Annotated in this window: 20 protein-coding genes; 15 read left to right on the top strand and 5 right to left on the bottom strand. The window is 59.5% G+C overall.

Translation table 11 applies throughout. The features are described from left to right. The first annotated feature begins 222 nt into the window (after positions 1-222). From VB144_11080 to VB144_11060, 5 genes are all read left to right on the top strand, one after another. Entirely contained in the window at positions 223-726 is a 504-nt protein-coding gene (locus VB144_11080; protein MEA4884174.1) for a spore coat protein, read from the top strand. Positions 727-1,194: 468 nt separating this feature from the next. After that, complete coding sequence (locus VB144_11075; protein MEA4884173.1) at positions 1,195-2,295, top strand: LacI family DNA-binding transcriptional regulator; 1,101 nt, start codon at positions 1,195-1,197, stop codon at positions 2,293-2,295. A 136-nt stretch (positions 2,296-2,431) separates the two neighbouring features. Then, positions 2,432-3,691: an extracellular solute-binding protein gene (locus VB144_11070; GenBank protein ID MEA4884172.1), complete on the top strand. Its 1,260-nt coding sequence runs from the start codon at positions 2,432-2,434 to the stop codon at positions 3,689-3,691. 122 nt (positions 3,692-3,813) lie between these two features. Further along, positions 3,814-4,836: a sugar ABC transporter permease gene (locus VB144_11065; protein MEA4884171.1), complete on the top strand. Its 1,023-nt coding sequence runs from the start codon at positions 3,814-3,816 to the stop codon at positions 4,834-4,836. Then, on the top strand, positions 4,836-5,711 hold the full coding sequence (locus tag VB144_11060; GenBank protein MEA4884170.1) for a sugar ABC transporter permease: 876 nt from the start codon (positions 4,836-4,838) through the stop codon (positions 5,709-5,711). Before VB144_11065 ends, VB144_11060 begins: the two co-directional genes overlap by 1 nt. Before the next feature lie 141 nt (positions 5,712-5,852). Here the strand turns inward: VB144_11060 and VB144_11055 are convergent, their stop codons facing one another. After that, the gene (locus VB144_11055) at positions 5,853-6,830 is read right to left on the bottom strand and encodes an aminotransferase class IV (protein ID MEA4884169.1); all 978 of its coding nucleotides are present in this window, start codon (positions 6,828-6,830) and stop codon (positions 5,853-5,855) included. 333 nt (positions 6,831-7,163) lie between these two features. On the opposite strand from VB144_11055, the gene VB144_11050 reads away from it, so the two are divergent. After that, entirely contained in the window at positions 7,164-8,543 is a 1,380-nt protein-coding gene (locus VB144_11050) for a pyruvate carboxylase subunit B (GenBank protein MEA4884168.1), read from the top strand. Between the two features lie 72 nt (positions 8,544-8,615). Here the strand turns inward: VB144_11050 and VB144_11045 are convergent, their stop codons facing one another. Then, positions 8,616-10,310: a helix-turn-helix domain-containing protein gene (locus VB144_11045; protein ID MEA4884167.1), complete on the bottom strand. Its 1,695-nt coding sequence runs from the start codon at positions 10,308-10,310 to the stop codon at positions 8,616-8,618. A 306-nt stretch (positions 10,311-10,616) separates the two neighbouring features. On the opposite strand from VB144_11045, the gene pyrR reads away from it, so the two are divergent. Genes pyrR through pyrE form a run of 7 tightly spaced genes read left to right on the top strand, consistent with a single transcriptional unit; the run spans position 10,617 to position 16,642 of the window. Beyond that, positions 10,617-11,171, top strand: a complete 555-nt coding sequence (pyrR, locus tag VB144_11040; protein ID MEA4884166.1) for a bifunctional pyr operon transcriptional regulator/uracil phosphoribosyltransferase PyrR — start codon at positions 10,617-10,619, stop codon at positions 11,169-11,171. A 55-nt stretch (positions 11,172-11,226) separates the two neighbouring features. Further along, the gene (locus VB144_11035; GenBank protein ID MEA4884165.1) at positions 11,227-12,168 is read left to right on the top strand and encodes an aspartate carbamoyltransferase catalytic subunit; all 942 of its coding nucleotides are present in this window, start codon (positions 11,227-11,229) and stop codon (positions 12,166-12,168) included. Beyond that, the gene (locus VB144_11030; protein ID MEA4884164.1) at positions 12,152-13,456 is read left to right on the top strand and encodes a dihydroorotase; all 1,305 of its coding nucleotides are present in this window, start codon (positions 12,152-12,154) and stop codon (positions 13,454-13,456) included. Before VB144_11035 ends, VB144_11030 begins: the two co-directional genes overlap by 17 nt. A 28-nt stretch (positions 13,457-13,484) precedes the next feature. Further along, positions 13,485-14,375 carry a dihydroorotate dehydrogenase electron transfer subunit gene (locus VB144_11025; protein ID MEA4884163.1) on the top strand — a complete coding sequence of 297 codons (891 nt, stop codon included), beginning with the start codon at positions 13,485-13,487 and terminating at the stop codon, positions 14,373-14,375. After that, the gene (locus VB144_11020) at positions 14,372-15,292 is read left to right on the top strand and encodes a dihydroorotate dehydrogenase (protein MEA4884162.1); all 921 of its coding nucleotides are present in this window, start codon (positions 14,372-14,374) and stop codon (positions 15,290-15,292) included. Before VB144_11025 ends, VB144_11020 begins: the two co-directional genes overlap by 4 nt. A 41-nt stretch (positions 15,293-15,333) precedes the next feature. Next, on the top strand, positions 15,334-16,071 hold the full coding sequence (gene pyrF / locus VB144_11015; protein ID MEA4884161.1) for an orotidine-5'-phosphate decarboxylase: 738 nt from the start codon (positions 15,334-15,336) through the stop codon (positions 16,069-16,071). Continuing rightward, positions 16,058-16,642, top strand: coding sequence for an orotate phosphoribosyltransferase (pyrE, locus tag VB144_11010; protein ID MEA4884160.1), 585 nt, complete (start codon positions 16,058-16,060; stop codon positions 16,640-16,642). The genes pyrF and pyrE overlap by 14 nt, the downstream gene beginning before the upstream one ends. Positions 16,643-16,765: 123 nt before the next feature. Here pyrE and VB144_11005 read toward each other — a convergent pair whose 3' ends face one another. From VB144_11005 to VB144_10995, 3 genes are read right to left on the bottom strand one after another with little or no spacing between them, the layout of a single operon-like run. Next, entirely contained in the window at positions 16,766-17,335 is a 570-nt protein-coding gene (locus VB144_11005) for a TetR/AcrR family transcriptional regulator (GenBank protein MEA4884159.1), read from the bottom strand. Between the two features lie 18 nt (positions 17,336-17,353). Beyond that, complete coding sequence (locus VB144_11000) at positions 17,354-19,312, bottom strand: hypothetical protein (protein ID MEA4884158.1); 1,959 nt, start codon at positions 19,310-19,312, stop codon at positions 17,354-17,356. A gap of 56 nt (positions 19,313-19,368) precedes the next feature. Continuing rightward, a complete protein-coding gene (locus tag VB144_10995) occupies positions 19,369-21,444 on the bottom strand; it encodes an MMPL family transporter (protein ID MEA4884157.1) in 2,076 nt (691 codons plus the stop codon). Positions 21,445-21,754: 310 nt separating this feature from the next. Here VB144_10995 and VB144_10990 point away from each other — a divergent pair, with 310 nt between their 5' ends. After that, positions 21,755-22,273, top strand: coding sequence for a DUF2148 domain-containing protein (locus VB144_10990; GenBank protein MEA4884156.1), 519 nt, complete (start codon positions 21,755-21,757; stop codon positions 22,271-22,273). Further along, positions 22,263-23,897 (top strand): S8 family serine peptidase, encoded by a 1,635-nt coding sequence (locus VB144_10985; protein MEA4884155.1) that lies wholly within the window; start codon positions 22,263-22,265, stop codon positions 23,895-23,897. The genes VB144_10990 and VB144_10985 overlap by 11 nt, the downstream gene beginning before the upstream one ends. Positions 23,898-24,217 lie beyond the last annotated feature (320 nt).

Genomic DNA, 24,217 nt, shown 5'->3' with positions numbered 1-24,217 from the left:
CCAGGCTGCGGCGCCCACCGAGAGAAAGTCGCCGAACAGGAAGTGCACGAAAACGGGCACAAATTAGAGCATTACTGTGATACGCTACGACTCGCAGAGATGTGATGAGGTTTTCTCCAGAGTTAAGGTTTCGGACCGTGGACGCCATACAATGCAGCGCGTCGGCATTCTCACGCATAAGTAGATCTCATCTTAGCCACACTTGGATAAGGGGTGGCTAAGATGAGTGTTCGACTAACCCAGAAGGAACAGCAGTTGCTCCGCGACCAATCCAGCCACGAGAGAGTGTGCATCGAGAAGTACAGCAGCTATGCCCAGCAAGTTCAGGACCCGCAGCTGAAGCAGATGTTCAACGATTATGCCTCTCAGGAGCAAGAACACTACAATACCCTAGACCAGCTGCTGAATGGGCAGCAGATGAGCACGGCGCAAGGCCAAGCGCGGGGGCAGGCGCAAGGAATGACTCAGCGACAAAGCCAGCAACAGGGCCAACAGTCACGCCGGCAACCAGGTCCATCGGGCATGGCAGACCAAGACGACGCCATGCTCCTAAGTGATATGCTCATGACCGAGAAGTTCATCTCCGGCGCGTACGATACGGCCGTCTTCGAATCCGCCAACCCCGAGGTGCGCCAGACACTGCAACACATACAGCAGGAAGAGCAGCACCACGGGGAAGGAATCTACGACTACATGAGTCAGAACGGAATGTATAACGCGCAATAGCAAGGAAATTCCAGCCGCCGCGGCCTGTGCAGCAACTGCTGCCGGGGCCGCGGCTTCTTTATCTTCCCACTCATCCTGGCGAGAGGTCCATACTTGCGCGAACTGACGCCGATTGTCGTGAAAAGCAGCTGTTGGGACCTTTCGAGCTTAGTGCCATACAGACCCATGTTGTTGTCATACTATTGACATTCGTGGGCTTGTATTCTATTATTGGTACGTCATCTATATCGTTATAGCTCTCACTACTGCTGCCCTATAGGCGATGTCGCAACAACGCTCACCAGCGTCATCCATCATCATTCATGCTGCAGCAGCAATCGCATCACCTACTTTCGATTCTCACTATATCGTTATGGAAAGCCTCCCCCTATCATCGAATCCCGCATCCGTCTGCACGTGGATGCTCAAGCTCCGATCGTCGGAATATGCGTACGCACGTGATCATGGAGCAGAGGCAGGTGCAACGAATTGGAGGAAAAGGGGCGCCTCGATACTCAGCCGGACAGCAGCGAGTTCGCCATCTCTGTCCAGCGACCGACAATAAGAGACATCGCCAGGGTTGCAGGCGTGTCTGTCAGTACAGTCTCCCATGTGCTGAACGGATACAGCGACATCGGCGAGGATACCGAACGTCGAGTCCGCCTGATCATGGAAGGCCTCAACTACCACCCTAGTGCGCTAGCCAGACGTCTTGTGAAGAAACGCAGCTACTCTCTGCAATTGCTTCTCTTCGCAGTTGAAGGACTGCGTCACCCTTTCTTCTATGAGGTCACGTGCGGGATAACTGCTGAAGTCGACAAGGCCGGATACGAACTCGTGCTGAGCGCCAGGGAGTCCCACGACCGACGATGGCGCGATACGCTCAAGCGATGCTGCGAGTCCAATGTGGAAGGGCTCCTAGTCATGGGGGCCCTTCCCACTCCGAGAGTTCTCGACGATGTGAGCGCGAGCGGAATCCCCGCTGTCATGATAGACATCCCATTTGAGGGGCCCAGGGCGACCTATGTTACTTCCGACAACATAAGTGGGGCCCAAATTGCCACTGACCACCTGATATCCCTCGGGCATGACCGGATTGCCTTCATCGACGGGTACAACTTGCCGGAGGAGCGCGGCTCGCTGCCTTCGATATCGGTCGCCAGGCGCATCGGATATCGGGAAGCGCTGCGCAACCACGGCATTGACTACGATTCCGGCTTGATCTGCCATGGCGACTACACTCAGGACGGCGCGCGATTCGCTGTCAGAGAGTTGCTCGCAGCTCACCCGGATGTCACTGCCATCTTCGCGATCAGCGACATCATGGCGTTTGGCGCCATGAAGGCAGTTCGCGATACGGGCAGGAGAATCCCAGACGATGTGGCCGTCGTGGGCTTCGATGATATTGAGGCAGCGTCCTATGTTCGTCCTTCGCTATCCACCATAAAGCAGCAAGGAGAGACAATGGGCAGGAGCGCAGTGTGCGAGTTGCTGCGTCTCGTGGCCAATTCTGGCGTTGCGCCCAAGGAGACTGTTCTTCCCGTGGAACTAGTGATTCGGGAATCATGTGGGGCCAGCCGGCAACCGTGAGAGGCGTGAGAGGCCAAACGTGATCTTGATGGAGGTGATGCCCAGGTTCTGATGGATCGAAAGACCCTGTGAGACGCTCAAGTGTGCGGTATTGCGCTGGCCGAATTGACGGCCGAATCAAAAGGAGGTTACCCTGATGAAAAGAGCGATTGCTTCTTCATTGCTGGTTCTCCTGTTGCTTGTGCTGATCGTACCTGTGGGCTATGCGGCTGAGAAGAAGATCACCTTCACTATCTGGACCAAGGAGAGCGAGGCACAAGGCGTTCTGCAGGAAATCGTGAAACTCGCGAGCGATTTCGCCAAGTCGCGTCCTGGGCTCACTTTCGAAGTGATCAACTACGGCGTCGAGGATCTCCGACAGAACTTCCAATCGGCGGCGTTCGCCGGAACAGGCCCTGACCTTCTATGGACTGTGTCCGACCATGCGGGTCCGTTCGTCGCTATGAAGATCATCAAGCCCGTCGACGACCTTTTCGGGAAGGACTACCTTGGTGGTTTCGCCAGGCCGGGCCTTGAGGCGGTGGAGCTTGATGGCAAGACTTGGGGTGTCCCGATCAGCGTTGGGAACCACCTGATGCTGATGTACAACAAGAAGCTAATCAAGACCCCTCCCCAGAACACTGACGAACTCATCAAGATTGGCAAGGAACTCACTCGCGACCTCAACAAGGACGGCAAGCCCGATCAGTACGGCCTGGTCTACAACCTGAACGAGCCGTTCTTCTTCGCGCCCTGGCTCGGCGGGTTCGGGGGATGGCCACTCGACGGCACGAAGCCAACTCTGGGCACACAGGCGATGGTCGATGCCCTGCAGTTCGTGCACGATCTGAAGTACGTTCACAAGATAGTCCCACTTGAGTGCGACTATGATGGCGCCGATGCCCTGTTCAAGGAGGGCAAGGCCGCCATGCTGATCAATGGGGACTGGGCGCTCGCAGGCTACCAGACTGACGAAGTCAAGAAGAAGGTAGACTTCGCCGTGGCCCGCATCCCGATGGTCGCCAAGACTGGCCGCTGGCCTTCGCCGATGACTTCAGGCATATACTTCATGCTGCCCGAGTACCTGTCAGGTGAGAAGCTGGAGATCGCGAAGGAGTTCGTGAAGTACTGCACATCGTCTGAGGTGCAGCTCATGTTCACCAAGAAGTACAAGCGCCTGCCTGCGCTGGCTTCTGCCCTCAACAGCCCACTGGTCTCCGCTGATCCGATTCTCAAAGGATCCGCAGACCAGATGGTGGTCGGAAAGCCGATGCCTACAGTCTCCGAGATGAGAGCGGCCTGGGACGCCATGCGGCCTAACCAGGAGGCAGTCATGGCGGACAAGATGTCTGCCAAGGACGCCGCAACTGCCATGCAGAACGCATGCGAGAAACTCATTCGGGAGATGGCCAAGTAAGCCAGGCCGGCTAAGGACAGCGCAGATCATGAAACCTCATGGCGTCGAATCGGTCCGGGCTGGCTGTTTCTCATGCGCAGCCCGGGCCGTTCGGATCGAGAGTGTCAGGGGGGGTGATTGACGTGATCCCACTGACCTGGGACATCGTGTCCCACGGGCTTGCGGAAAGCGGACGGTTTCTCGCAATTGCGGTGACTGGAGTCGTGATTCTGGAAGGACTTGCGTACATCGTACTCCACCGGCTGCTCAAGTACAAGTACGCGTTGCCGGCTATGCTGATCATTCCGGCATTCGTTGCCGTAATGGCGCTGATCATCTATCCGTTCGGGTTCAATATGTACCTTGCATTCAGCAACATGAGCATGTACAGGTTCAAGGAATTCTCGGTCGGTCTTTCGTATGGTCTGCAGAACTTTCTGGATGTATTCAGGCATCCGGTGCTCCAAAACGTCACCTTCTTCCAGTTACTGTGGAGGACTGTCTGCTGGACGACAGTGAACGTGTTCTTCCACGTGCTGGGCGGCCTATTCCTAGCGATCCTACTGAACCGTCCCATGCGCGGCAAGGCCGTTTACCGAACCCTGCTGGTCGTTCCGTGGGCCATCCCGCAGGTCATCGCCGCTCTCGCGTGGAAAGGCGAGTTCCATTATCAATACGGATTTGCGAACATAATGCTGCAGCGGCTTGGCCTTGCACCGATCAGGTGGCTTTCCGACCCAAGGTGGGCGTTCATCGCCGTCATACTCGTGAACATATGGCTTGGAATTCCGTTCATGATGGTGATCATACTCGGCGGACTCCAGAGCATTTCGTCGGAGTACTATGATGCCGCTCAGATCGACGGAGCATCCGGCTGGCAGCAGTTCAGATCGGTTACCATGCCGCTGCTGCAACCAGTCCTAACGCCTGCGGTGATACTGGGGATAGTGTGGACGTTCAACAACTTCAATGTCATATACCTGATAACCAAGGGCGGCCCAATGGAAGGGACTGATATCCTGGTGACATCGCTATACAAGGCAGTCTTTGAGTTCTATCGTTACGGATTCGGAGCTGCATACGCTGCGGTGATCTTCATCATCCTGCTGGTATTCGCCGCGATATACCTGAGGGTGACCGGGGGATTCAAGGGAGCGTGGGAGTGATGCAGGTGGGAACCGGAAGGCATCGGGGTTTCTTCACGAGCGCAAGGGGGGATAGTCCAGCAAAGAGGCTACTGATACATGTTACTCTGATTCTCGCTTGCGCCGTGGCAGTCTACCCCTTCTTGCGCGTGGTCAGCATATCCCTCCGCCCAGGATCGGCCCTGCTCTCCACGGACCTTGCGCTGATACCCGAGGGGGCTACGTTCAACAACTATCGCACCCTCATATTCGAGAAGGACTTCACCATCTGGCTATGGAACAGCCTCGTCGTGGCGATCGCCACTGTGATCATCGGCGTGCTGCTGGCTGCGACTGCAGCCTACGCCTTCTCGAGGTGGAAGTTCCCCGGGAGACGGCAGGGGCTGGTGTTTCTCCTCACCACTCAGATGCTTCCCCCCAGCATGCTGCTGCTGCCCATATACGTGATGGTGGTGAAGCTTCGCCTATTTAACACGTATACCGGCATGATACTGGCATACTCAGTGGGGGCTGTGCCCTTCTCCATATGGCTGCTCAAGGGGTATTACGACACTGTTCCACGGGAGCTTGAGGAGGCGGCTATGGTGGACGGCGCAGGCCCGATCGCGGCCTTCTACCGCATCATCCTGCCGCTTTCCACGCCGGCGCTGGCCATCGCCGGCCTGTTCAGCTTCATGACAGCGTGGAGTGAGTTCATGATGGCCAGAGTCATGTTGCAGAAAGCCACAATGTTCACCTGGCCTGTGGGTTTCCAGAAACTCCTCGATCAGTTCTCCACTCAGTGGGGCCTGTTCGCAGCAGCGTCAGTGCTGGTCGCCATACCTGCTATGCTGCTGTTCTTGTACTCATCTAGGTGGCTGATATCAGGGCTGACCCTCGGCGGAGTGAAAGGATAGATCTGTGGATCAGCGCACAGGGAGCAGCCCCGGGCAGCCCAGAGCTGTCAGGGGGCAGTCAGAAAGTCAGGGTGAATCGAGCCGGATCAGATGAGATTAGGTCGGCCGGCAGCGCAGACATGCGCAGCCGGCCGATTCCCTTTACAGTCCAAGCTCCGCGCGGTACCGCTCTTCGTACATCTGCTCAAGCCGGCGGGTTATCGGCCCCGGCGCTCCTTCGCCTACTGAATGCCCGTCTACTCTGACCACTGGCATGATCTCCCCCACCGTGCTGGTGAGGAACACCTCTTGGGCCATGAGAAGCGCCCTGGCGGAAACGGGCTTCTCGCACGCCTCGAAACCGGCAGTGGCGGCCAGCTCAAGCGCTATCCCTCGGGTCACTCCCGGCAGTATGTTCACAACTGGTGGTGTAGCGACAGCTCCTTCTCCCACTATGAACAGGTTTGCGCTAGCCCCCTCACTCACCCATCCAGGGCAATCATCTCCCGGCGATGCCGCCGCGAGTTCGCCCTCTCCCGCGCAGAAATCCTCCACATCCAGCGGCGCGCGTGCAACCCCGCCCGGCCCGCATCCTTGCACGGCGGCCCCCAATCCCCGAAGCATCAATCCCTCCCACGCCCCGTGCCTGTGCGCCTTCTCCTTCGCAAGGCAGTTTGCGAGGAGGTTCAGTGTCTTCAGATGGCACCACCCATGGCGCATGTCCGGACACGTGATCACCGCCGTTCCGTCGGTCCGTGCCTCCGGTGGAATGGGGCGAACCGGGCGCAGGGTCATGAAGATCGTCGGCTGCGCAGAAGCGGGATCTGGGAAGTAGTGAGTCCGCACCGCCGGTCCCCTGGATAGCTGCATGTACATCTCGCCCTCTGCCACCCCAGAGTCGTCAGCGAGCCGGTTGGCCCACGATGTCAGCTGCTCGTGCGTGTGATCATGGCGAATTCCAAGCTTCCGCGCTGCGGCCAGAAGCCGCCTAATGTGGGTGTCGAGCTTGTATAGGCGCCCGGAATAGCACCTTACAACCTCATACAGGCCATCGCCGAACAGATTCGCGCGGTCAAGTATGCTAACGCGTGCATCCACCATGCCAACTATCTCACCGTTCAGCAAAGCCACATCTTTCATAGCAAGATCACCTCCAGAATCCATATGGGTTTCTCCAGCCTCCCTGCCCTATCCTGCACCGGCCGCAGTCGTATCCGTAGCTTTCGGCAAGGCCGCCCTTCGCAAGGCGGAATCGCACCGGTCTGAATGAGTTCGACGCTGAATTGAGGGAAGGAGAAGGGCATGCCGCACTGGCGGTTCGGGAAGGATATCTGGACCCCGCCAGGGCCGATCGCCTAAGAATCCCAACTGCGGAGCAAGGGAGGGTCTCGGTGGTGACGAACCACAAGGAATGGTATACTGTGCATACATGCAGCAATATGCGTTTTGCCAACTTGCTAGAGGAGGGTCTCTATGAGTACTTCAGTAAGAGTTCCCACAACGAAGGATGGCGCGAGGGTCGGGATCACCGATACGACCTTCCGCGATGCTCACCAATCGCTGTTCGCGACCAGGATGCGGACCGAGCACATGCTCGAATTGGCGGCCTACCTCGACCGAGTGGGGTTCTACTCCATGGAGGTCTGGGGCGGGGCCACTTTCGATACCTGCCTTCGCTACCTCGACGAGGATCCCTGGGAGAGGCTGCGCCTCCTCCGGAGTGCGATCGTCAACACTCCGCTCCAGATGCTCCTGCGTGGGCAGAATCTGGTTGGGTATCGCCCGTACGCCGATGATGTGGTCGACGCATTCGTGTACAAGATGGTTGAGCTCGGGATCGACATCGTCAGGATCTTCGACGCACTGAACGACCCTAGGAACATCGAGCGCTCAGCAGAAGCCGTAAAGAAGGCTGGCGCCCACTTCCAGGGCGCCATCTCCTATACAGTGAGCCCGGTTCACACCATCGACGGGTACGTGCACTACTCCAAGCAGCTCAAAGATATGGGCGCCGACTCGATCTGCGTCAAGGACATGGCTGGAATCCTCACGCCTTATGCCGCCGAGGAGGTCGTGAGCAGGCTCGTGGCAGAGGTTGGCCTCCCGGTGCAGATCCACTCCCACTACACGTCGGGCATGGCTTCGATGGCATACATGAAGAGCATTGAGGCAGGCGCCACCGTAGTGGATTGCGCCACGTCCACCGTGGCCCTCGGCTCTTCGCAGCCTCCCTCGGAGTCACTCATTGTGGCTCTGGCAGGCTCCAAGTACGACACCAACTTGAACGTCAGGATGATACGGCCCGCAGCAGCCATCCTCCGCGGCATAATCGAGTCCACACCTGAGTATAGCAACCTAATCGCACCGCTTCGCGTGGATGCAGAAGTCCTCACCTACCAGGTGCCAGGAGGCATGATCTCAAACCTTCGCGCCCAGCTCAAACAGATGAAATGCGAAAGCAGAATTGACGAAATCCTCGCCGAAGTCCCGAACGTACGAAAGGACATGGGCTACCCCCCTCTGGTCACACCCATGAGTCAGATCGTCGGAACCCAGGCTACTCTCAACGTAATATCGGGCGAGCGCTACAAGCAGATACCTAACGAGGTCAAGAGCTACATCGCGGGAGATTACGGCAGACCAGCTGCGATCATCGATCCTGCACTCAGAAGGAAAGCCATCGGCGACCAGGTTCCCAAGACCGGTCGGCCGGGGGACGGGCTTGAGCCAGGGATGCCCGCGGCGCGCGAGGCAGTAGCGAAGTACAAAGGCGCCGAAGAGGATGCAATCGCCTATGCAGTCTTCCCCAAGGAAACAGATAAGTTCCTGGCCGCCAAGGCCTCCCGGGGATAGCCAGACACTGGCCTCCGCGCGGTTCAAGACGGCCTTCTTCCCCGATGCCCGCGTGTGGAGGTCACGTGTGCACTATGCCCGCAAGTAATCGAGGATCTTCAGAGCCACGTACGCAACGAGCTGATCATCGGTTGATCCGAAGTCCATTCCAGTGATCTCGGAGATCCTCATGATGCGATGCTTAACCGTGTTCACGTGAACATACAGTCTCTTCGCCGTCTGCCCGGGAGAAGAGCCGTTGTCGAAGTACATCCGCAGAGTCTCAATCAGTTGCGAGCCGTGCTTTCGGTCGTAGTCGATGAGGGTTCCAAGCTTCTCACGCACGAACTTGTCCAGCTCAGATCGGTCGCCGCACTTGCTGATCACCCGGTAGACCCCCAGGTCGTCGAAGTGAGCCACGGAAGTGCCTGGGAGTATCGATCCCACAAGCGCAATGGCCTTCTTGGCCTCCTGGTAACTCACACCGAGCCGTGCGAGATCCGGGTAGAATTGGCCTACGCCGACGACTGCCTGAGCGTCTCCACCCTTGGAGTTGAGGGCTGATGTGATTCCATGGGCAAGCCGAAGCGTCCTCTCCTTCACGGCCTTGGAACTTGTGGAAGAAGGCTGCCTCATGAGGACGACCACATCGTCGCGCCTCGCCACGGCCACCACGTCGGCGCCGACCTCTCGAGCAACCTGTCGAACTACAGCAACCGCCTTATCCTGATGCTCCGTTCTCCAAGCCTTGGAGGTCGCCTCGTCATCCATCAGCGAGGATCTCTGGCCCAGCGGGCTCACCTCGATAGTGATCACCGAGAAATCCCCATCGAGATTCCATCCGAGAGATGATGCTCGCCTAACAAGTGCGGCCTTCGTATCAAAGATCCCCGCCAACAGGTCGTCGATGAAATGGTGTTTCTCACTCCTGTCGATCTCCATCGCCGCTCGGTCCCGCAGTATCTCCAATGATCCCACTGCGACAGCGATGTTCAGAGCGACAGCATCGGCAGCCGATACCCTGGCATCTCCAGGCCACACAACTATGCCGCCATACACCTGGCCGCTGGCCCTTACGGGCAGAAACAGGACAGTCTCCCGGCCCCTGCCATCCATCGGGACGCTGAGGATAGAAGTCTCCAGGGTCTGACCAGGATGGCCGTTGACCTCAATGCTCAGCCTCTCATCGCGTACGCGCGAAGCAGACTGGAACATCGACATGATCTGGGAGAACTCCTGAGCCACCGATGGATCGTGAGCTGCCAGGCCCAGCACTTCCTCGCTTCTGCCCACAACCGCCACTGCTCTTCGTATCTGATCAGCCAGGATGCCTGCCACAACAGCGAAGTCCGCGCCAGTAATTGAGGCCTGCTCCACAAACTGCCCGTGCAGGCGCACTATGCAGTCCACCAGGGCCAACAAGCGCCTGTTGTTCTCGGCCATCAAAGCAGCCACGACATTGCAGTCAGTTATAGCCTCTGGAAGCAGTATGACAGGAAGCGACTGAGAGTCGGCCATCTCCAGAACACGCTTGCCTTTCAGGGCAAGCGCCTCGGGGTCAGTGTGCACCAGAATCCCCGCCGCCTGAGCATCCGCCGCCGCGAAAACGCTACCCTCATTGATCTCATTCGCCGGAAGCACGATAAGACTATCGCGAACGGCAAGGTCAGATGCGATCTTTCCAGCAAGAACAGATTTCACCTGTCTTTCCACGCCTGTAGCTCCTGCATACAGGCATGCGCCGGGCAAATGCCCAGCATCGAGAAGCTCGCCTACTGTAACATACATGGGCCATCCCCCCCAACACGTTGATCAACAGCATTCGACACAACACCGCTTCCACCTTCACTTGCTGCGGCCCTGCGAGGAAATGCTCCCGTAGAACGCTCGCGCAACAAACGCTCTCGCAACAAATGCTCTCGCAAATGCGTGCTGTGTGCGTACGTATTGACTCCGACGCGATCTTCGCGTACAATACGGCCAGACCTTTAAGCTAGTCCTGTGAGGCTGGCAAGGGCAACGTGGAACTACGAGCCTGCCTGGCCTCACAGTCAGTGCAGGCCTTTTTGCGCCTGCGCGGGAGGAGGATGATCAGTGCAACTCCGCGACAAGAACCAGATCATGGACAGTATGGCCATGAAACGCGCGCTCACTCGAATTGCCCACGAGATAATTGAGGCAAGCAAGGGAGTGCATGGTGTGGCGCTGGTGGGCATCAGGCGGCGGGGCGGACCCTTGGCGACACGCCTTGCCGACGAGATCGAGTACATCGAGGGCCAGCGCGTTCCCGTAGGCATACTCGACATCACTCTCTACAGAGACGACCTGACCACCCTGGCAAACCAGCCCATGGTTCACCGAACCGAGGTGCCGTTCGATATCAACGGCAAGACCATTGTCCTCGTGGACGACGTGATATACACGGGTAGAACGGTCCGGGCTGGGCTCGATGCCCTAATCGACCTGGGCAGGCCCAAGCGCATCCAGCTAGCCGTGCTCATCGACCGGGGTCATCGCGAGCTTCCCATCAAGCCGGATTTCGTGGGCAAGAACGTCCCAACCTCACTAGAAGAGGTAGTGTCGGTGTCGGTTACGGAAATCGACGGCGATGACAAAGTGGTTATACAGGAACTCATCCCAGAGAACTAACACACAGACCCTTTAAGTCGGTCCTGCGAGGCTGACAAGGGAGGAGGCGTTACCCTTGGGATTCGATCAGAGAAAGGACCTTCTGGGCATCAGAGACCTCGGCCGCGACGAAATCGAACAGATACTCGATACGGCCATCCCAATGAAAGACATCCTCAAGCGCAACATCAAGAAAGTGCCCGTCCTACGCGGGAAGGGCGTCATAACAGTCTTCTATGAGAATAGCACACGCACACGCACCTCTTTCGAGCTCGCCGGAAAGTATCTCAGCGCCGATACTTCGAACCTAGCAGTGTCGACCAGCTCTGTGCAGAAGGGCGAGACCCTCAGGGACACCATAAAGACTATCGAGGTCATGGGCCCAGACATACTGGTAATGCGTCACGGTATGAGCGGCGCCCCCCACTATGTGGCCAGAAATACCTCCATGAGGGTGATCAACGCCGGCGACGGCACGAACGAGCACCCGACTCAGGCTCTTCTTGACATGTTCAGCATCCGTGAGCACAAGGGAACCCTGGAAGGGCTCACCGTCACAATCGTCGGGGATATCCTCCACAGCCGAGTTGCGCGTTCCAACATCTATGGCCTGACCAAGTTCGGATGCGAGGTTCGCGTGGTGGGTCCTTCCACCCTAATGCCGCCGGAAATCGAGAAGCTCGGAGTTAAGAGCTTCTGCCGCCTCGAACCCGCGCTCGCGGGCGCGGACGTGGTCAACGTGCTGCGTCTGCAGAAGGAACGGCAGCAGGCCGGCCTGTTCCCCTCACTCGATGAGTACTCCAACCTGTTCATGATCCGCCCTGAGCACCTGCGCCTCCTGGCCGATGACGGGATAATCCTTCACCCCGGCCCCATGAACAGAGGAGTGGAGATATCCAGCGAGATAGCTGATGGCCCGCGCACACTAGTAAACGAGCAGGTGACGAACGGAGTGGCTGTCCGCATGGCAGTTCTCTTCCTAATGATGGGAGGCAGCAGAAGTGAGATTGCTGGTTAAGGGCGGACGGATAGTCGATCCAGCGAATGGCATCGACGAGACAATGGATCTCCTAGTGGTGGACAGCGCGGTGGCTGAGATTGGACGTTCGCTCCCGGAGGATGGCGCTGAACTGCTGGATGCCACGGGAAAGATCGTGTGTCCCGGGTTCATCGACATCCACACCCACCTGCGAGAGCCTGGTTTCGAGTACAAGGAAGACATCGCATCGGGCTCACGAGCGGCGGCGGCCGGCGGGTTCACGACCATATGCGCCATGCCCAACACGAGCCCCGTGGTTGATAATGCGGCCGTGGCCATTTTCGTTCGCGAGAAGGCCAGGCAGGCCGGTGTGGTGGACGTGCTGCCCATAGGAAGCGTCACCAAGAAACAGGCGGGTGAGGAGCTATCGGAGATGGGCGAGCTTGCCGAGGCAGGCTGCGTGGCATTCTCCGACGATGGTTCGCCAGTGACCCGGTCCGACGTGATGCGGCACGCCCTGGAATATGCGCGCATGTTCGGCCTCCCGATCCTCTCCCATTGTGAGGACCTGAACCTCTCCCGCGATGGCCAGATGCACGAAGGCTACAGGTCAACCGTGTTCGGACTCCGCGGGATACCCGCTGCGGCCGAGGAAGCGATGGTGGCCAGAGACGTGATCATGGCTCAGCTCACTTCGGGGCGAGTCCACGTATGTCACGCATCCACCGCAGGCGCGCTGGACATCATCAGGAAGGCGAAGTTGCAGGGTCTGAAAGTGACGTGCGAGGCCACTCCGCACCACCTCGTCCTCACCGACGAAGCGGTCGAATCGTACGACGCCGACACCAAGGTGAACCCCCCGCTCCGCTCTGAGGAACACGTGGAGGCGCTGCGGCGCGCCGTGGCTGATGGGCTCGTCGACTGCATAGCCACCGATCACGCACCGCACAACCTTGAAAGCAAGGATTGCGAGTACGCCGCGGCATCCTTCGGCATATCCGGGCTTGAAACAGCAGTCGCAGTAGTAATGGATAAGCTGGTAAACACGGGATTGCTGAGCATCGGCAGAATGGTGGAGCTATTCACGGCAGGACCGGCGCGCGTCATCGGGCTCAGCGCGAGCCGCGGAACCCTGACACCCGGAGTCAGGGCGAATATCACCATACTTGACCCGAACACTGTGCGCACAGTGGATCCTGCCAAATTCTACTCCAAGGGCAAGAACAGCCCGTTCAAGGGAATGGAGCTCCGAGGCTGGCCATGGGCTGCCATCGTGGCGGGCACGGTAGTATGCCGAGATGGAGTGGTAGCGCAGGGTTTGAGGTAGGTCCACATTCAAGCATGGAGGGGCGCGTATGCCGCTAGATGAGAGAGCCGTAGTGATCTCCAACACCTGTGTTGCTCGGGACACATATGAAATTGAGCTGCTCGCACCGGTAATCGCGTCGGAGGGCAAACCGGGGCAGTTCGTGCATGCACACGTCGCTCCCACATCCGCCCCTCTCCTGCGACGCCCATTCAGCATATACGATGCGGATCCGCTGTCCGGGAAGGTGTGGCTGCTCTATCGAGTGCGTGGCCTCGGCACTGGCATGATGGCATGCCTGCGTCCTGGTGACGAGATGGACATGATGGGGCCGCTCGGACGCGGGTTCACACTGCCCGGCTGCGAGCATCCATGCCCTGCTTTGGGCGCCTCAGTGCTTGTCGGGGGTGGGGTGGGCATTGCTCCCCTCGTCTACCTGGCCCGATCCCTTGTGAAAGCAGGCGCCAGTCCCGTTGTCCTCTACGGAGCCTCAAGTCAGGAGGATCTGGCGGCCCGCGGCAGGCTATCTGATACAGGCGCGCCATACCACGCAGCCACCCTGGATGGGAGTGCAGGGTTCCGAGGCACAGTCGTGGACCTACTGGAATCCCGCATGTGGAGCGCATCCCCCAGGCGCAAGTCGCCTGGGCGCCTAGAAAGGTCAGCCGCCGCGTCGCCCCCTAGCTTCATCTATACCTGCGGACCGGAGCAGATGATGGCGACGGTAGCCGCCTACGCCCAGGCCAGAGGAACGCCGGGCGAGGCATCGCTAGAGGCCCACATGGCCTGCGGGGTAGGCGCCTGCTTGGGCTGCGCGCGCAAGCTCAAGCCTTCTGCGCATGGCGAGATTGGCTACGCTAAGATCTGCCGCGATGGACCTGTATTCCCTCTGGACGCAGTGGAATTCGACGCCGCTGGAGGAGAGGAGGCCCGGCCATGAGCGAAATCGACCTCTCTGTGAACCTTGGAGGAATCCATCTCGTCAACCCGGTCGTTATGGCCTCCGGCGCCTTCGGATACGGTTCCGACTACGCGGACTTCGTCGACATGGCCAGCGTCGGGGCGATCTGTGTGAAGGGGACGACCAGGCGCCCACGGCTTGGAAACCCGCCGCCCCGAATCGTCGAAACCCCGTGCGGCATGCTCAACGCCATCGGGCTAGAGAATCCGGGCATCGAGGCTTTTCTCTCTGAGCACCTGCCGAGGCTGCGCGCCGGCGGCGCGACTGTTATAGCCAACATCGCAGGCACGAGTGTAGAGGAGTTCGCGGAGATGGCGGCGATGATCGACGCCGCGGATGGAGTGGCAGGCATTGAGCTCAACATCTCATGCCCGAATGTGCGCGAGGGCGGAATGCATTTCGGATCAGACCCAGGTCTGGTGCACGAGGTAGTGATGGCTGTCAAGGGTGCTACATCCCTGCCGGTCATGCCCAAGCTCTCTCCCAACGTCGGGGATATCGTCGCAATCGCGAGGGCGGCAGAAGCAGCGGGGGCAGATGCGCTGTCCATGATCAACACCCTCGTGGGGATGGCGGTGAACATCGACGCCAGGCGGCCTGTGCTTGGGAACGTGTTTGGAGGATTGTCTGGGCCTGCAATCAAGCCAGTCGCACTCCGGATGATCTACGAAGTCCACAGGGAGGTCCGCCTCCCCATTCTTGGCGGCGGCGGCATCATCAGCTCCCGAGATGCGCTGGAGTTCCTGATGGTGGGCGCGTCCGCCGTCTCCATCGGGACGGCTGCCTTCGTGAACCCTGGCTGTACAGCCCAAGTCCTGAGCGGCATCAGAGGCTACATGGAGCGGCACGAGTTGACCAGGCTGGACCGGATAACCGGGGCGGCGCTCATCCGCTGAAGTGCGGGCGCCAGCCGTCAAATCCAGAGGAGGATGCCCATATGCTCGCCAGAGAACGACTCATACTCGCGCTGGATGTGGACACGGAAGTGGAAGCAGTATCACTTATGGGCAAGCTTGCCGGCAGTGTAGGCCTGTTCAAGGTGGGAATGCAGCTCTTCAACGCGTGCGGTCCCTGCATCGTGAGGCGCATACACGACATGGGCGGACGCGTTTTCGTTGACCTGAAGTTCCACGATATTCCGAACACACTGGCCCACGCTGGACGAGTCATGACGAGGCTCGGATGCGCCATGTTCGATATCCACGCGGCTGGCGGCGCCGACATGATGAAAGCTCTATCAGAGGCAGTGCAGGATGAAGCGGCGAAATCGGGCGTGCAAGCGCCGCTCACTCTCGCCATTAGTGTTCTCACAAGCATCGGCCAGAGCCAACTGAAGTCGGATCTGCTCATTCCCGACCTGACCGTAGAGGAAGCGGCAGTTGCGTGGGCCCGGAGGGCTAAGGCAGCAGGCATAGGCGGGGTTGTGTGCTCTCCCCAGGAGACGGAAGCAATCCGGGCAGCGTGCGGACATGATTTCAGGATCGTGACCCCGGGCATACGCCCTGCTTGGGCCGTGCTCAACGATCAAAGGAGAACAGCCTCTCCTGCAGAAGCGGTGTGCCTCGGGGCCGACTATATCGTAGTAGGACGGCCGATCACCGCCGCCGCCAATCCGGTAGAAGCCGCAGAGCGAATCATTGAGGAGATGGAGGCATGCTGCGTTGACAAGCAATAACCGGGTCCTCGACATATTCACCGAGTCCGGAGCTCTGTTGCATGGGCACTTCATCCTGACGTCAGGGAAGCACAGCGATAGATACATGCAGTGCGCACAGGTCCTCAAGCACCCACACTACACGGAGGAACTGGCGCGGGGCATCGCTTCCGCGTTTCGCGACGACGCCATAGATCTGGTGATAGGCCCCGCTATGGGCGGAATGATCATCGCCTATGAAGTAGCGCGGCAGCTCGGTGTGACGGCCTTATTCTCCGAGCGGGTCGAGGGCGCGATGGCGCTCCGCCGCGGGTTCGCAGTTGAAGAAGGCCAGCGAGTGCTCGTTGTGGAGGACGTGGTCACCACAGGCGGATCAGTGGCAGAACTCATTGAACTGGTGCGTCGCAGCGGCGGCATCATCGCAGGCGTAGCAACCCTCGTGGACCGAAGCAACGGCAGTGTGGATTTCGGAGTGAAGCAGCACTCGCTCCTCGCACTGGATATCCAGTCGTGGGATCCGAGCATGTGCCCGCTGTGCGTAGAAGGCTCAGCCCCAGCAGTGAAGCCAGGGAGCCGGGAGCGCAGGAGCTGATCCTACGCCCCGCGCTCTGCAACCCCTGGCCTGCACATCGCGGCCCGCGGCCTCGCCGCGGCGCGCTTGTCATCTTCACCGTCCTTGCAGTCTGTGTTCGCTTATGCCTCGCTTATGCCTCGCTTATGCCTGCGCAACGCCGACCATGACGATGCTCCTCAGCCCCGCCAGACCCCGGTCCGTCCTTGTGCCCTCGCCCCTCGCCGCTCTGCCGATGGCGGCGGCAGCGAGTGTGCCGACGATGTAGTGGGCTATCGCTTCGCCGTCGATATCCCGAATGCGCCCGGCAGCCCTTCCCTTCGCCACGATGCCGGATATCAGTTCGACGAACCGGACCCATCTGGACCTTATCTCCTCGATCCATTCGCATCCTGGAATGAGCGCCTCCTTGAACAGTAGGTAGACTACATCCTCAAAGCGGCGCTCGTAGTCCACGATAGCATCGATCACGCGTCCTAGCTGTTCAACGGGATCCGAAGTACTCGCTATGGACTCCTCCGCCTCACCGAGCAGGCCGTCGAGGCCGTCTGATATCACCGACGCGAACAGGGCTCTCTTGCTGTCGAAATGGTAGTAAATCGTGCCCTTCGCCACACCGACCTCAACTGCGATTTCGTCAACAGACGTTGCATCGTAGCCCTTCCGCGCGAAAATCCGCGCCGCCTCGCGGCGGATGAGGCTCTTCTTGCTCATCAGGCAGACTCCCTTTCCTCACTGCTCCTGCGAAGGCGCCTTGATCTTGATCAGGAACCTGACCTCTCCCCGCGCCCCTTCAGGTTTTCCTGCGAACGTGTCATACTCAGCCAGCCGGTTCTCCATGGCGGCGATCTCCGCCTGCCCTCGGAGCGCCTCAGCCAGACCCTTGTTCACTTCTGTCTTCATGCGCGAAGTCCCCTCGTCCCTCATCTGTGCAAGCCCCGACGATAACTTCGCACTTCCGGCCTTCAGATCTGCAGACCCGGCCGAGAGCTTGTCGATGCCGGCTGACAGCTGAGACAGTGCATCCACAGCGACGCCGATTCCAGGCACGGAGTGCCCATCCAGCGTCCCGCCGTCGGCGAGCAGGCCGATGCCGCGCACGAGCTCACCCATGCCCGAGTCGACCCTACGGATGCCATCGCACAGCACATCCATGCCAGGTAGGCGCCTACCTTCCACTTCGCCGCCGTGTGAAACGGCATTGAGAGCATCTCGTGCCTGCATGAACTGGGCTTTCACCTCATCCGCCCTAGATAGCTGCCCCACTGCAAGCGATACCCCGAACTTGAGCCTCCCCGTCGAGGAGGCAAGCGCCTTCGCGCTGTCGGCGAGTGTGGATATGCCGGAGACCTTGGTCAGGCCAACTGTCCCGCCTGACTGCGCTGTCGTGATGATGGACTCCTCCCTCCTAACTGCAGCGGCAAGGGCAGCGTACTCAGGTGTCTTGGCTATCCCTGGGTTGGACCTAGCGAGGGTTTCTAGGGCCGACGCCGCCTCGCCATTGGCGGATTTCGCCGACGAGACCACCTGGGAATATGATGCGAGCGCGCGAGATAGGCTCTGTGCGCCCGCGTCAGCATCGGAAAGCCCGGCAACGAGGAGCCCGGCCGCGTTGACTGCCTGGTCAAGTTGATCGATTGGAAGTGCCGATACACCCTCCGCCAGACGTGAGATGATCATCCTATCGGCATCGGCAAGCTCCGCCAGCTGCCGTATTCCTGATCCAGCGGGATCTGACAGGGCAGCGTTCATGGTCCGCGCGATTTCGAGATGCACTGATGCAAGCGTGACCAGGTCGCCTGCACCGCTCCTGAGAGAAGCGATCCCATCGCCCAGCTGTATCTGGCCGTCGGATAGCTTGGCCGCACCAGCCTTGGCCTCAGCCAGACCGCCGTCGAGCTTGTCCGCCCCGTTCGCGAGTTCCCGCAGCTGCCCGGTGATATCCACCATCGGGATTGGAGGCATCGTCGGTATGATCGAAACGTCGAATCCCCCCGGCTGCATGTTCTGACCCTCGAGGAGCAGAGTCGCTGACGCATCCGGGTTCGGGAAGAGCATCCAGGTGGCCTTCAGCGTCTTGCCCACCAGCACAGTCGCAGCCCCAGGCGCATCGATCCTGCTGTACTCGGGGAGCATCACGTCAGTCGATATCTGCACAACCATAGGAACGAACACGTCCCTGTTGAACGCAACTCTCTTGCCATCCGCGCCTACGTACGAGAGTTGCTGGCTCCTCATGGTGTTGTTCGCAAGGTCCATTCTGATCTCCAATTTGCCAGACGCCCCTGGCGCTTCGGATGGCTTCACATCCCTGCCGTTCAGGCTGTAGCGCACCTTGATCGACACTGGCAGCGTTTTCGATGTGACGCCGGAGTAGTTGATGTCGGTGAGACGACTAGGGTCTGACATCCACTTCACGCCGGATGAGCCGACACTCGGAACCTCGGGTCCTCTCAGGTTCTTCACATCTCCAAGCTGGCCAGGATCGAATATACTGGCCGGGCCGCCCTTGGGAGACCGGATCCAGTCCACCAGCGTGGCAGACGCGCCCTTCCCATCCGGCCCGAGGACCACGAATACCGTCTCATAATCGATCATCTGAGCCTGCGCGCCTGCAGCCTCACCCATGTTGGCCATGGCAAACGCGCCTATGAGGCATGCCACAATCGACATACGAATGCTCTTCTTCATCACAACTCACCCCGCTCATGTCGTTAACGTAAGGTCATGTCAGTTGCTGTGCGCCACTACTCGACCGCCGCGCTCGCACCAGCGGGCCAGCTGATTGAGGTTTTTACAAGCAAGGGGTGGAGCATCAGAAGCGCGGGCGGCAGGAGGACTATGGCAACCGCCGTGCTCACTAGTGAGCCCCTTGCCAGCAGGATAGCGAGATCCTTCACTGCCCGCAGTGTGGTCGCCGAATACACCCCTATGATCGCCGCGAACAGGGCCATTCCACTGCTGAGGATGGCTGGAGCGCACTCGGCAACCGTTGCCCGCATGGCATCGAGAGGGCCGTGGTCAGAAAGCCTTCCCCTGAACGTGTTGGCGATGAGGATCGCATAGTCAACGGTGGCCCCGAGCTGTATAGCGCTAATGGCCAGCCTCGAGAAGAAGAACATCGGGGCGCCCAGGAAGTAGGAAATGGCCTGGTTGACCCAGATCGCACACTCGATGGCGCCTATGAGAACCAGACCGACGCTGACCGAGCGGAACGTCACGGCAACGATCACGAATATGGCAGCCATCGAGACAATGTCCACAACTGCCATGTCCCTGTCTGTGAGCTGCTTCAGGTCATTCACGATCACGGGCTGACCTGTAAGGTACGACTCGCCTCCCATGGCGTCGAGCATCCCCCGAACCTGCCCGATGAAAGCGGCAGTCCGCGAGTCGATTCCATTGCCCTCAAGGTTCACGATGATCGAACTGTAGTCGCCGGCCACGTATCTCTTGGCGACATCCTCCGGCACGAACTCGATCGGCACCGCAGGATCAACCACGTCTGCGAGGCAATCAGCGCTGTTCACGCCGTCAAGCTTCCGGATGTCGGCCGACATCTGCTGGAGTTTCCATCCGGGAACGTCCTTGGCTATTATGTAGGCCTCTTCAATGCTCCCCAGGTCATCCCTGTACTGATCCAACGCGCGAATCGAAGGAAGGTCGCGCGGAAACGTGCTGTCGAGGTTGTAGCTCAGGTTCACCTTGGAGTATCCATAGAACCCAGCCATCATGATCAGCGCTGCAGCGGCGAACACAGGCACACGGCGGCGCACTGCCCATGATGCCAGACCATCGAACTTGGGAAGGAGGACTCGATGGTTCCACCTATCGATGACTCTGTGCAATACCAGCACAAGGCTTGGCAGAACGGTAAGGCAGCACACAACCGAGAGCATCACGCCTCGAGCCAGAAGGAGGCCTAGATCCGCTCCGAGGCTCACCTTCATCAGAGCGAGGGCGGCGAAACCCACAGCCGTTGTGAGTGCGCTCGACACGATGGCCCGAGCGGTGTTGGATACCGCGGCCTCCATAGCCTGCTCAGCATCTTGGTTCCGCAGTTCCGACTGGAAGCTGTGCATCAGGAAGATGCAGTAGTCCATCGTCACCCCCAGCTGCATCGCCGCTGCGCAAGAGTTTGTGACATACGAGACCCTCTGCCCGAGCATGTGGGCGATCCCCATGTTGTAGGTGTAGGCAAGCCCTATGGCGCCCATGAACACCACCGGCAGCAGGGGCGAAGGCAGAGTAACCAGAAGGACGAGGAATATGAGGCAAACAGCCGCACGGATCATCTTGGGAGTCTGTGCTATTCCGAGATCCTTCAGCTCGAGGCCGGAGACTAGCTGACCGATAAGGCTTTCGTTCTCGTGTAGTGCATCCTTGATCTGCCGAACAGCCTTCTCAGTGCGCGGAGAGACACTGTCCTCAAGGAAGTCCACTACGAGAAGAGTGATCTCTCCCCTGTAGAACTGAGAGACAAGCTCGTCGCCCAGGTAATCATGGGGGATCGAAGGGTCGGCAAGGTCAGAAAGCCAGAACACCGAGGAGACCCCGTCCACCTGCTCAATCTCGCCCTTGAGCCTCGCGACCGCCCAATCAGGCGCGTTTCTCGCCACGACTATCGCACGCTCGGCGGTCCGGTACTCTCGATCCATCACCCGGAGCCCTGCCACGGAGTTGAGGCTATTCGGGAGGTACTTGAGCAGATCGTACTCGATTTCCCGGTTCAGCAGCCCGTTCACAGAGGGGATCAACAAGAGCGCAGCAGCAGCCAGTATCCAGATCCGGTACTTGACAATCAGATGAGAAACCCGACTCACACTAGTCTCCCCATTCTCCATCTGGGTTTGTACTGACTGGTCAGTATAATACATCCTAGCCACCCAGATCGGTAATGTCAAGGGGGGAGTGTCGGCTGTCGGCGCGCCTATCGTCTCGGCGCCTCAGCGACTCAGCGCCTCAGCATCTGCCTATTGTCTCAGCGCCTAGTGCTGCCTCAGCCTCCATGATTCCGTGTGCAGGTGAGAAGTTGCGGCTGTAGAACTCTCTCATGTTCAGCATTGCACACTACTTCACTGAGAGGGGGAAGCCACGCCGGACTCAATGGACAGAACCGGCGGGCGCAATTCTATGGACGATGCTCTGAAGCTGATAGCTGATCTCATGGCGCTTTCGGCGCGTACCGCCCCGAAGGCCGCGGGAAAGGATTTCGTTGTCACTCAGGTGGTAACCGGCGATGATCTCCGGGCGCTTGGAGAGGAAATGGCTCGCTACGGCGAGGAATCGGGGAAGGTCAATTTCGATCGAGATGGCCGTGGTGTAGCCGGGTGTGGAGCACTGCTGCTGGTTGGGATCAAGGGCGCTAGATTCTGCGGGCTGAACTGCGGCGCCTGCGGCTACTCGAAGTGCACTGACCTTCCGAAGGCCGAAGATGGGCCTGAGTTCGCGGGGCCGTTCTGCGCCTGGCGCCTCGTGGACATGGGAATAGCCCTTGGGTCCGCGGTGAAGACCGCCTCAATCCACAACGTGGACAACAGAATAATGTACAGAGCAGGCGCCGTCGCCCGAAAGATGGGGCTGATCGATGCAGACGTGGTCCTGGGTGTGCCGATCACCGCCACTGGAAAGAGCCCATTCTTTGATCGGTAGGAAATCGACAACCGATGGCGTTGGCAGACGGAAACCACTCAACCGCATGCTTGCCGTCGTCGCAGGAGCCATCATCGCAATCCCCACGGTCTGGTGGCTTGGCTTCGGCCCCATTGTCCTCAGGCAGGGCCGCTGCTCGGTGGAGGTCGTGGATGCAGAAGGCGTGCGGATTCTTCCCACTGGTGTGGAGGCTTCAGACGCGATTCGCGCTCCCATTGCCTGGCTGCGATCACGCGGCGACGGCGTAAGAGTCGTGTCGGTGAACGGGTCTCCGGATGACGACAGATGGATCGTATCGAACACAGCTCCAGGCGCTTCCTTGATCAGTCTGACCGCAGATCTTTCGAATCCTGCTGATCTCGCGGAATCAGTCCGCGGCAGTGGTGCACGCGTAGCCGTGATATCAACGCCGGAATCCTGCCGACGCAGCGCATGGCCCACTCTGAGGAGGGAGATATCCCGCATTATCTCGTCTGGAGCGGCTGTGTTTGTAAACGGTGATACGGCCAGCTCAGCCTGGGAGATTAGGCTCCTCGCATCGCTTGAGAGGTCCGGTGCAGTTGTCGTGGGCGCCTGCAACTACCAGGGTCAGGTCATTGATAAGCTGGCTCGTAGGCGGAGAGTGAACGTCTACTGCCTCGGCACGCGAGGCACGCCCAGCATGGCGCCGGTGACCGCTGCATCCGTCGCTGCCCTCATTCTCCAACTGAACGATGGGCTTGCCCCACGCCAGATCAAGGCGCGCCTGGTGGAGTCGTCACTCCCACGGTGGCAGACTGCGGACCCGGTCGGAGGCCCGTACATCAGGTTCACACGATCAAACCGGGACGGCCACTGGCTGCCCCGCCGAATGCTGTTCAGGAGCCCGTTCGTGTACCGGCAGCTCGATGCGGCACGCGCGGTGGGGGTGGATCTCGACATGCCCTGGTTCATCGACGCTCTGAACATCGATGAGGCTCACAGTCACGCTACAGGGCTCGGCGCCAGGATCGCCATAATCGATCAGGGGTTCGAACTGCGCAACTCCGCACTGAAGGGCCACATCGTCGATGAGGCCGCCTTCGGCGACGCGAGTTTCAACACGCACAAGCATCCACACGGCGCCGAGATGAGCGAAATCGCGCTGGCCGTCGCACCTGACGCTCAGATCATCCCGATCCTGTGCGGTGTGTCGGGCGATGAAGCGAAGGATGCATCCCTCGTGGCACAGGCAATCGGTTACGCTATCGAGCACAAGGCAGACGTCATTTCCATGAGCTTCGGGCCATTCCCCAACACTCCGGAGGGGCGCCGAGCCATCGACCGGGCCATTGAGGCCGGAGTGTCAGTCGTGTGGTTCAACTACAGCGGCCACAACCGCGCCGTGATTCGCCCCGAACCCGTGAGCGACAGGTCCGGAGATTTCGGGGTATTCAGCCGGACGTTCGAGCGCCCTTCCCCGGTCGAGCTGCTCTCCGGCCGGTCGCCAGGCTCTCCGCAGGCAGCCGGAGCAGTGGCGCTCATCAGGCAACTCCACCCGCACTGGCAGCCAGCGCAGATCAAGGACGCACTCGTGCGTGGCGCATTCACCTTGGAAGGAGGCAGAAAGGTGCTTGATGCGGTGGGCGCGTTGGGAGGATACTAGCTTAGCAGGCGCTCTTGCAGCAGGCAACCGCGGGCCAGTTGCGGTGATGGACCCCAAGCGACGCCTCTTGCTGTAGCGCATTGTCCCCCTCAGCGATCTGTATGGAGGGTGCTGTACGGAATCCGTACTGGAAACGTCGAGACCCAGTACGGATTCCGTACAGCACTGAAGGCGAAATGGGCTCCCGGACCTCCAAAACGGTGTTCCACAGACAAAAACCGTCTTGCGCGACGTGTTTTGGGGCTCTATTTGGGACAATCCGGCGTTACGTGTGCCCTCATGGACGGAATTTGCAGCGGATTGGGCCTGGAGTCGTGCGG

The organism is Clostridia bacterium (assembly GCA_034926675.1).
GTDB lineage: Bacteria > Bacillota > DTU025 > DTU025 > DTU025 > JAYFQW01.
This window is presented reverse-complemented; position numbering and strand designations above follow the sequence as displayed.

Excerpts from the sequence above, each read along its gene's own strand:
- pyrF (MEA4884161.1), top strand. The coding sequence starts at position 15,334 with ATGCTCGCCAGAGAACGACTCATACTCGCGCTGGATGTGGACACGGAA.
- VB144_11060 (MEA4884170.1), top strand. The coding sequence starts at position 4,836 with ATGCAGGTGGGAACCGGAAGGCATCGGGGTTTCTTCACGAGCGCAAGG.
- VB144_11000 (MEA4884158.1), bottom strand. The coding sequence starts at position 19,312 with ATGAAGAAGAGCATTCGTATGTCGATTGTGGCATGCCTCATAGGCGCG.
- VB144_11005 (MEA4884159.1), bottom strand. The coding sequence starts at position 17,335 with ATGAGCAAGAAGAGCCTCATCCGCCGCGAGGCGGCGCGGATTTTCGCG.
- VB144_11045 (MEA4884167.1), bottom strand. The coding sequence starts at position 10,310 with ATGTATGTTACAGTAGGCGAGCTTCTCGATGCTGGGCATTTGCCCGGC.
- VB144_11025 (MEA4884163.1), top strand. The coding sequence starts at position 13,485 with ATGCCGCTAGATGAGAGAGCCGTAGTGATCTCCAACACCTGTGTTGCT.
- VB144_11050 (MEA4884168.1), top strand. The coding sequence starts at position 7,164 with ATGAGTACTTCAGTAAGAGTTCCCACAACGAAGGATGGCGCGAGGGTC.
- VB144_10990 (MEA4884156.1), top strand. The coding sequence starts at position 21,755 with ATGGACGATGCTCTGAAGCTGATAGCTGATCTCATGGCGCTTTCGGCG.
- VB144_11070 (MEA4884172.1), top strand. The coding sequence starts at position 2,432 with ATGAAAAGAGCGATTGCTTCTTCATTGCTGGTTCTCCTGTTGCTTGTG.
- VB144_11055 (MEA4884169.1), bottom strand. The coding sequence starts at position 6,830 with ATGAAAGATGTGGCTTTGCTGAACGGTGAGATAGTTGGCATGGTGGAT.
- VB144_11020 (MEA4884162.1), top strand. The coding sequence starts at position 14,372 with ATGAGCGAAATCGACCTCTCTGTGAACCTTGGAGGAATCCATCTCGTC.
- VB144_11080 (MEA4884174.1), top strand. The coding sequence starts at position 223 with ATGAGTGTTCGACTAACCCAGAAGGAACAGCAGTTGCTCCGCGACCAA.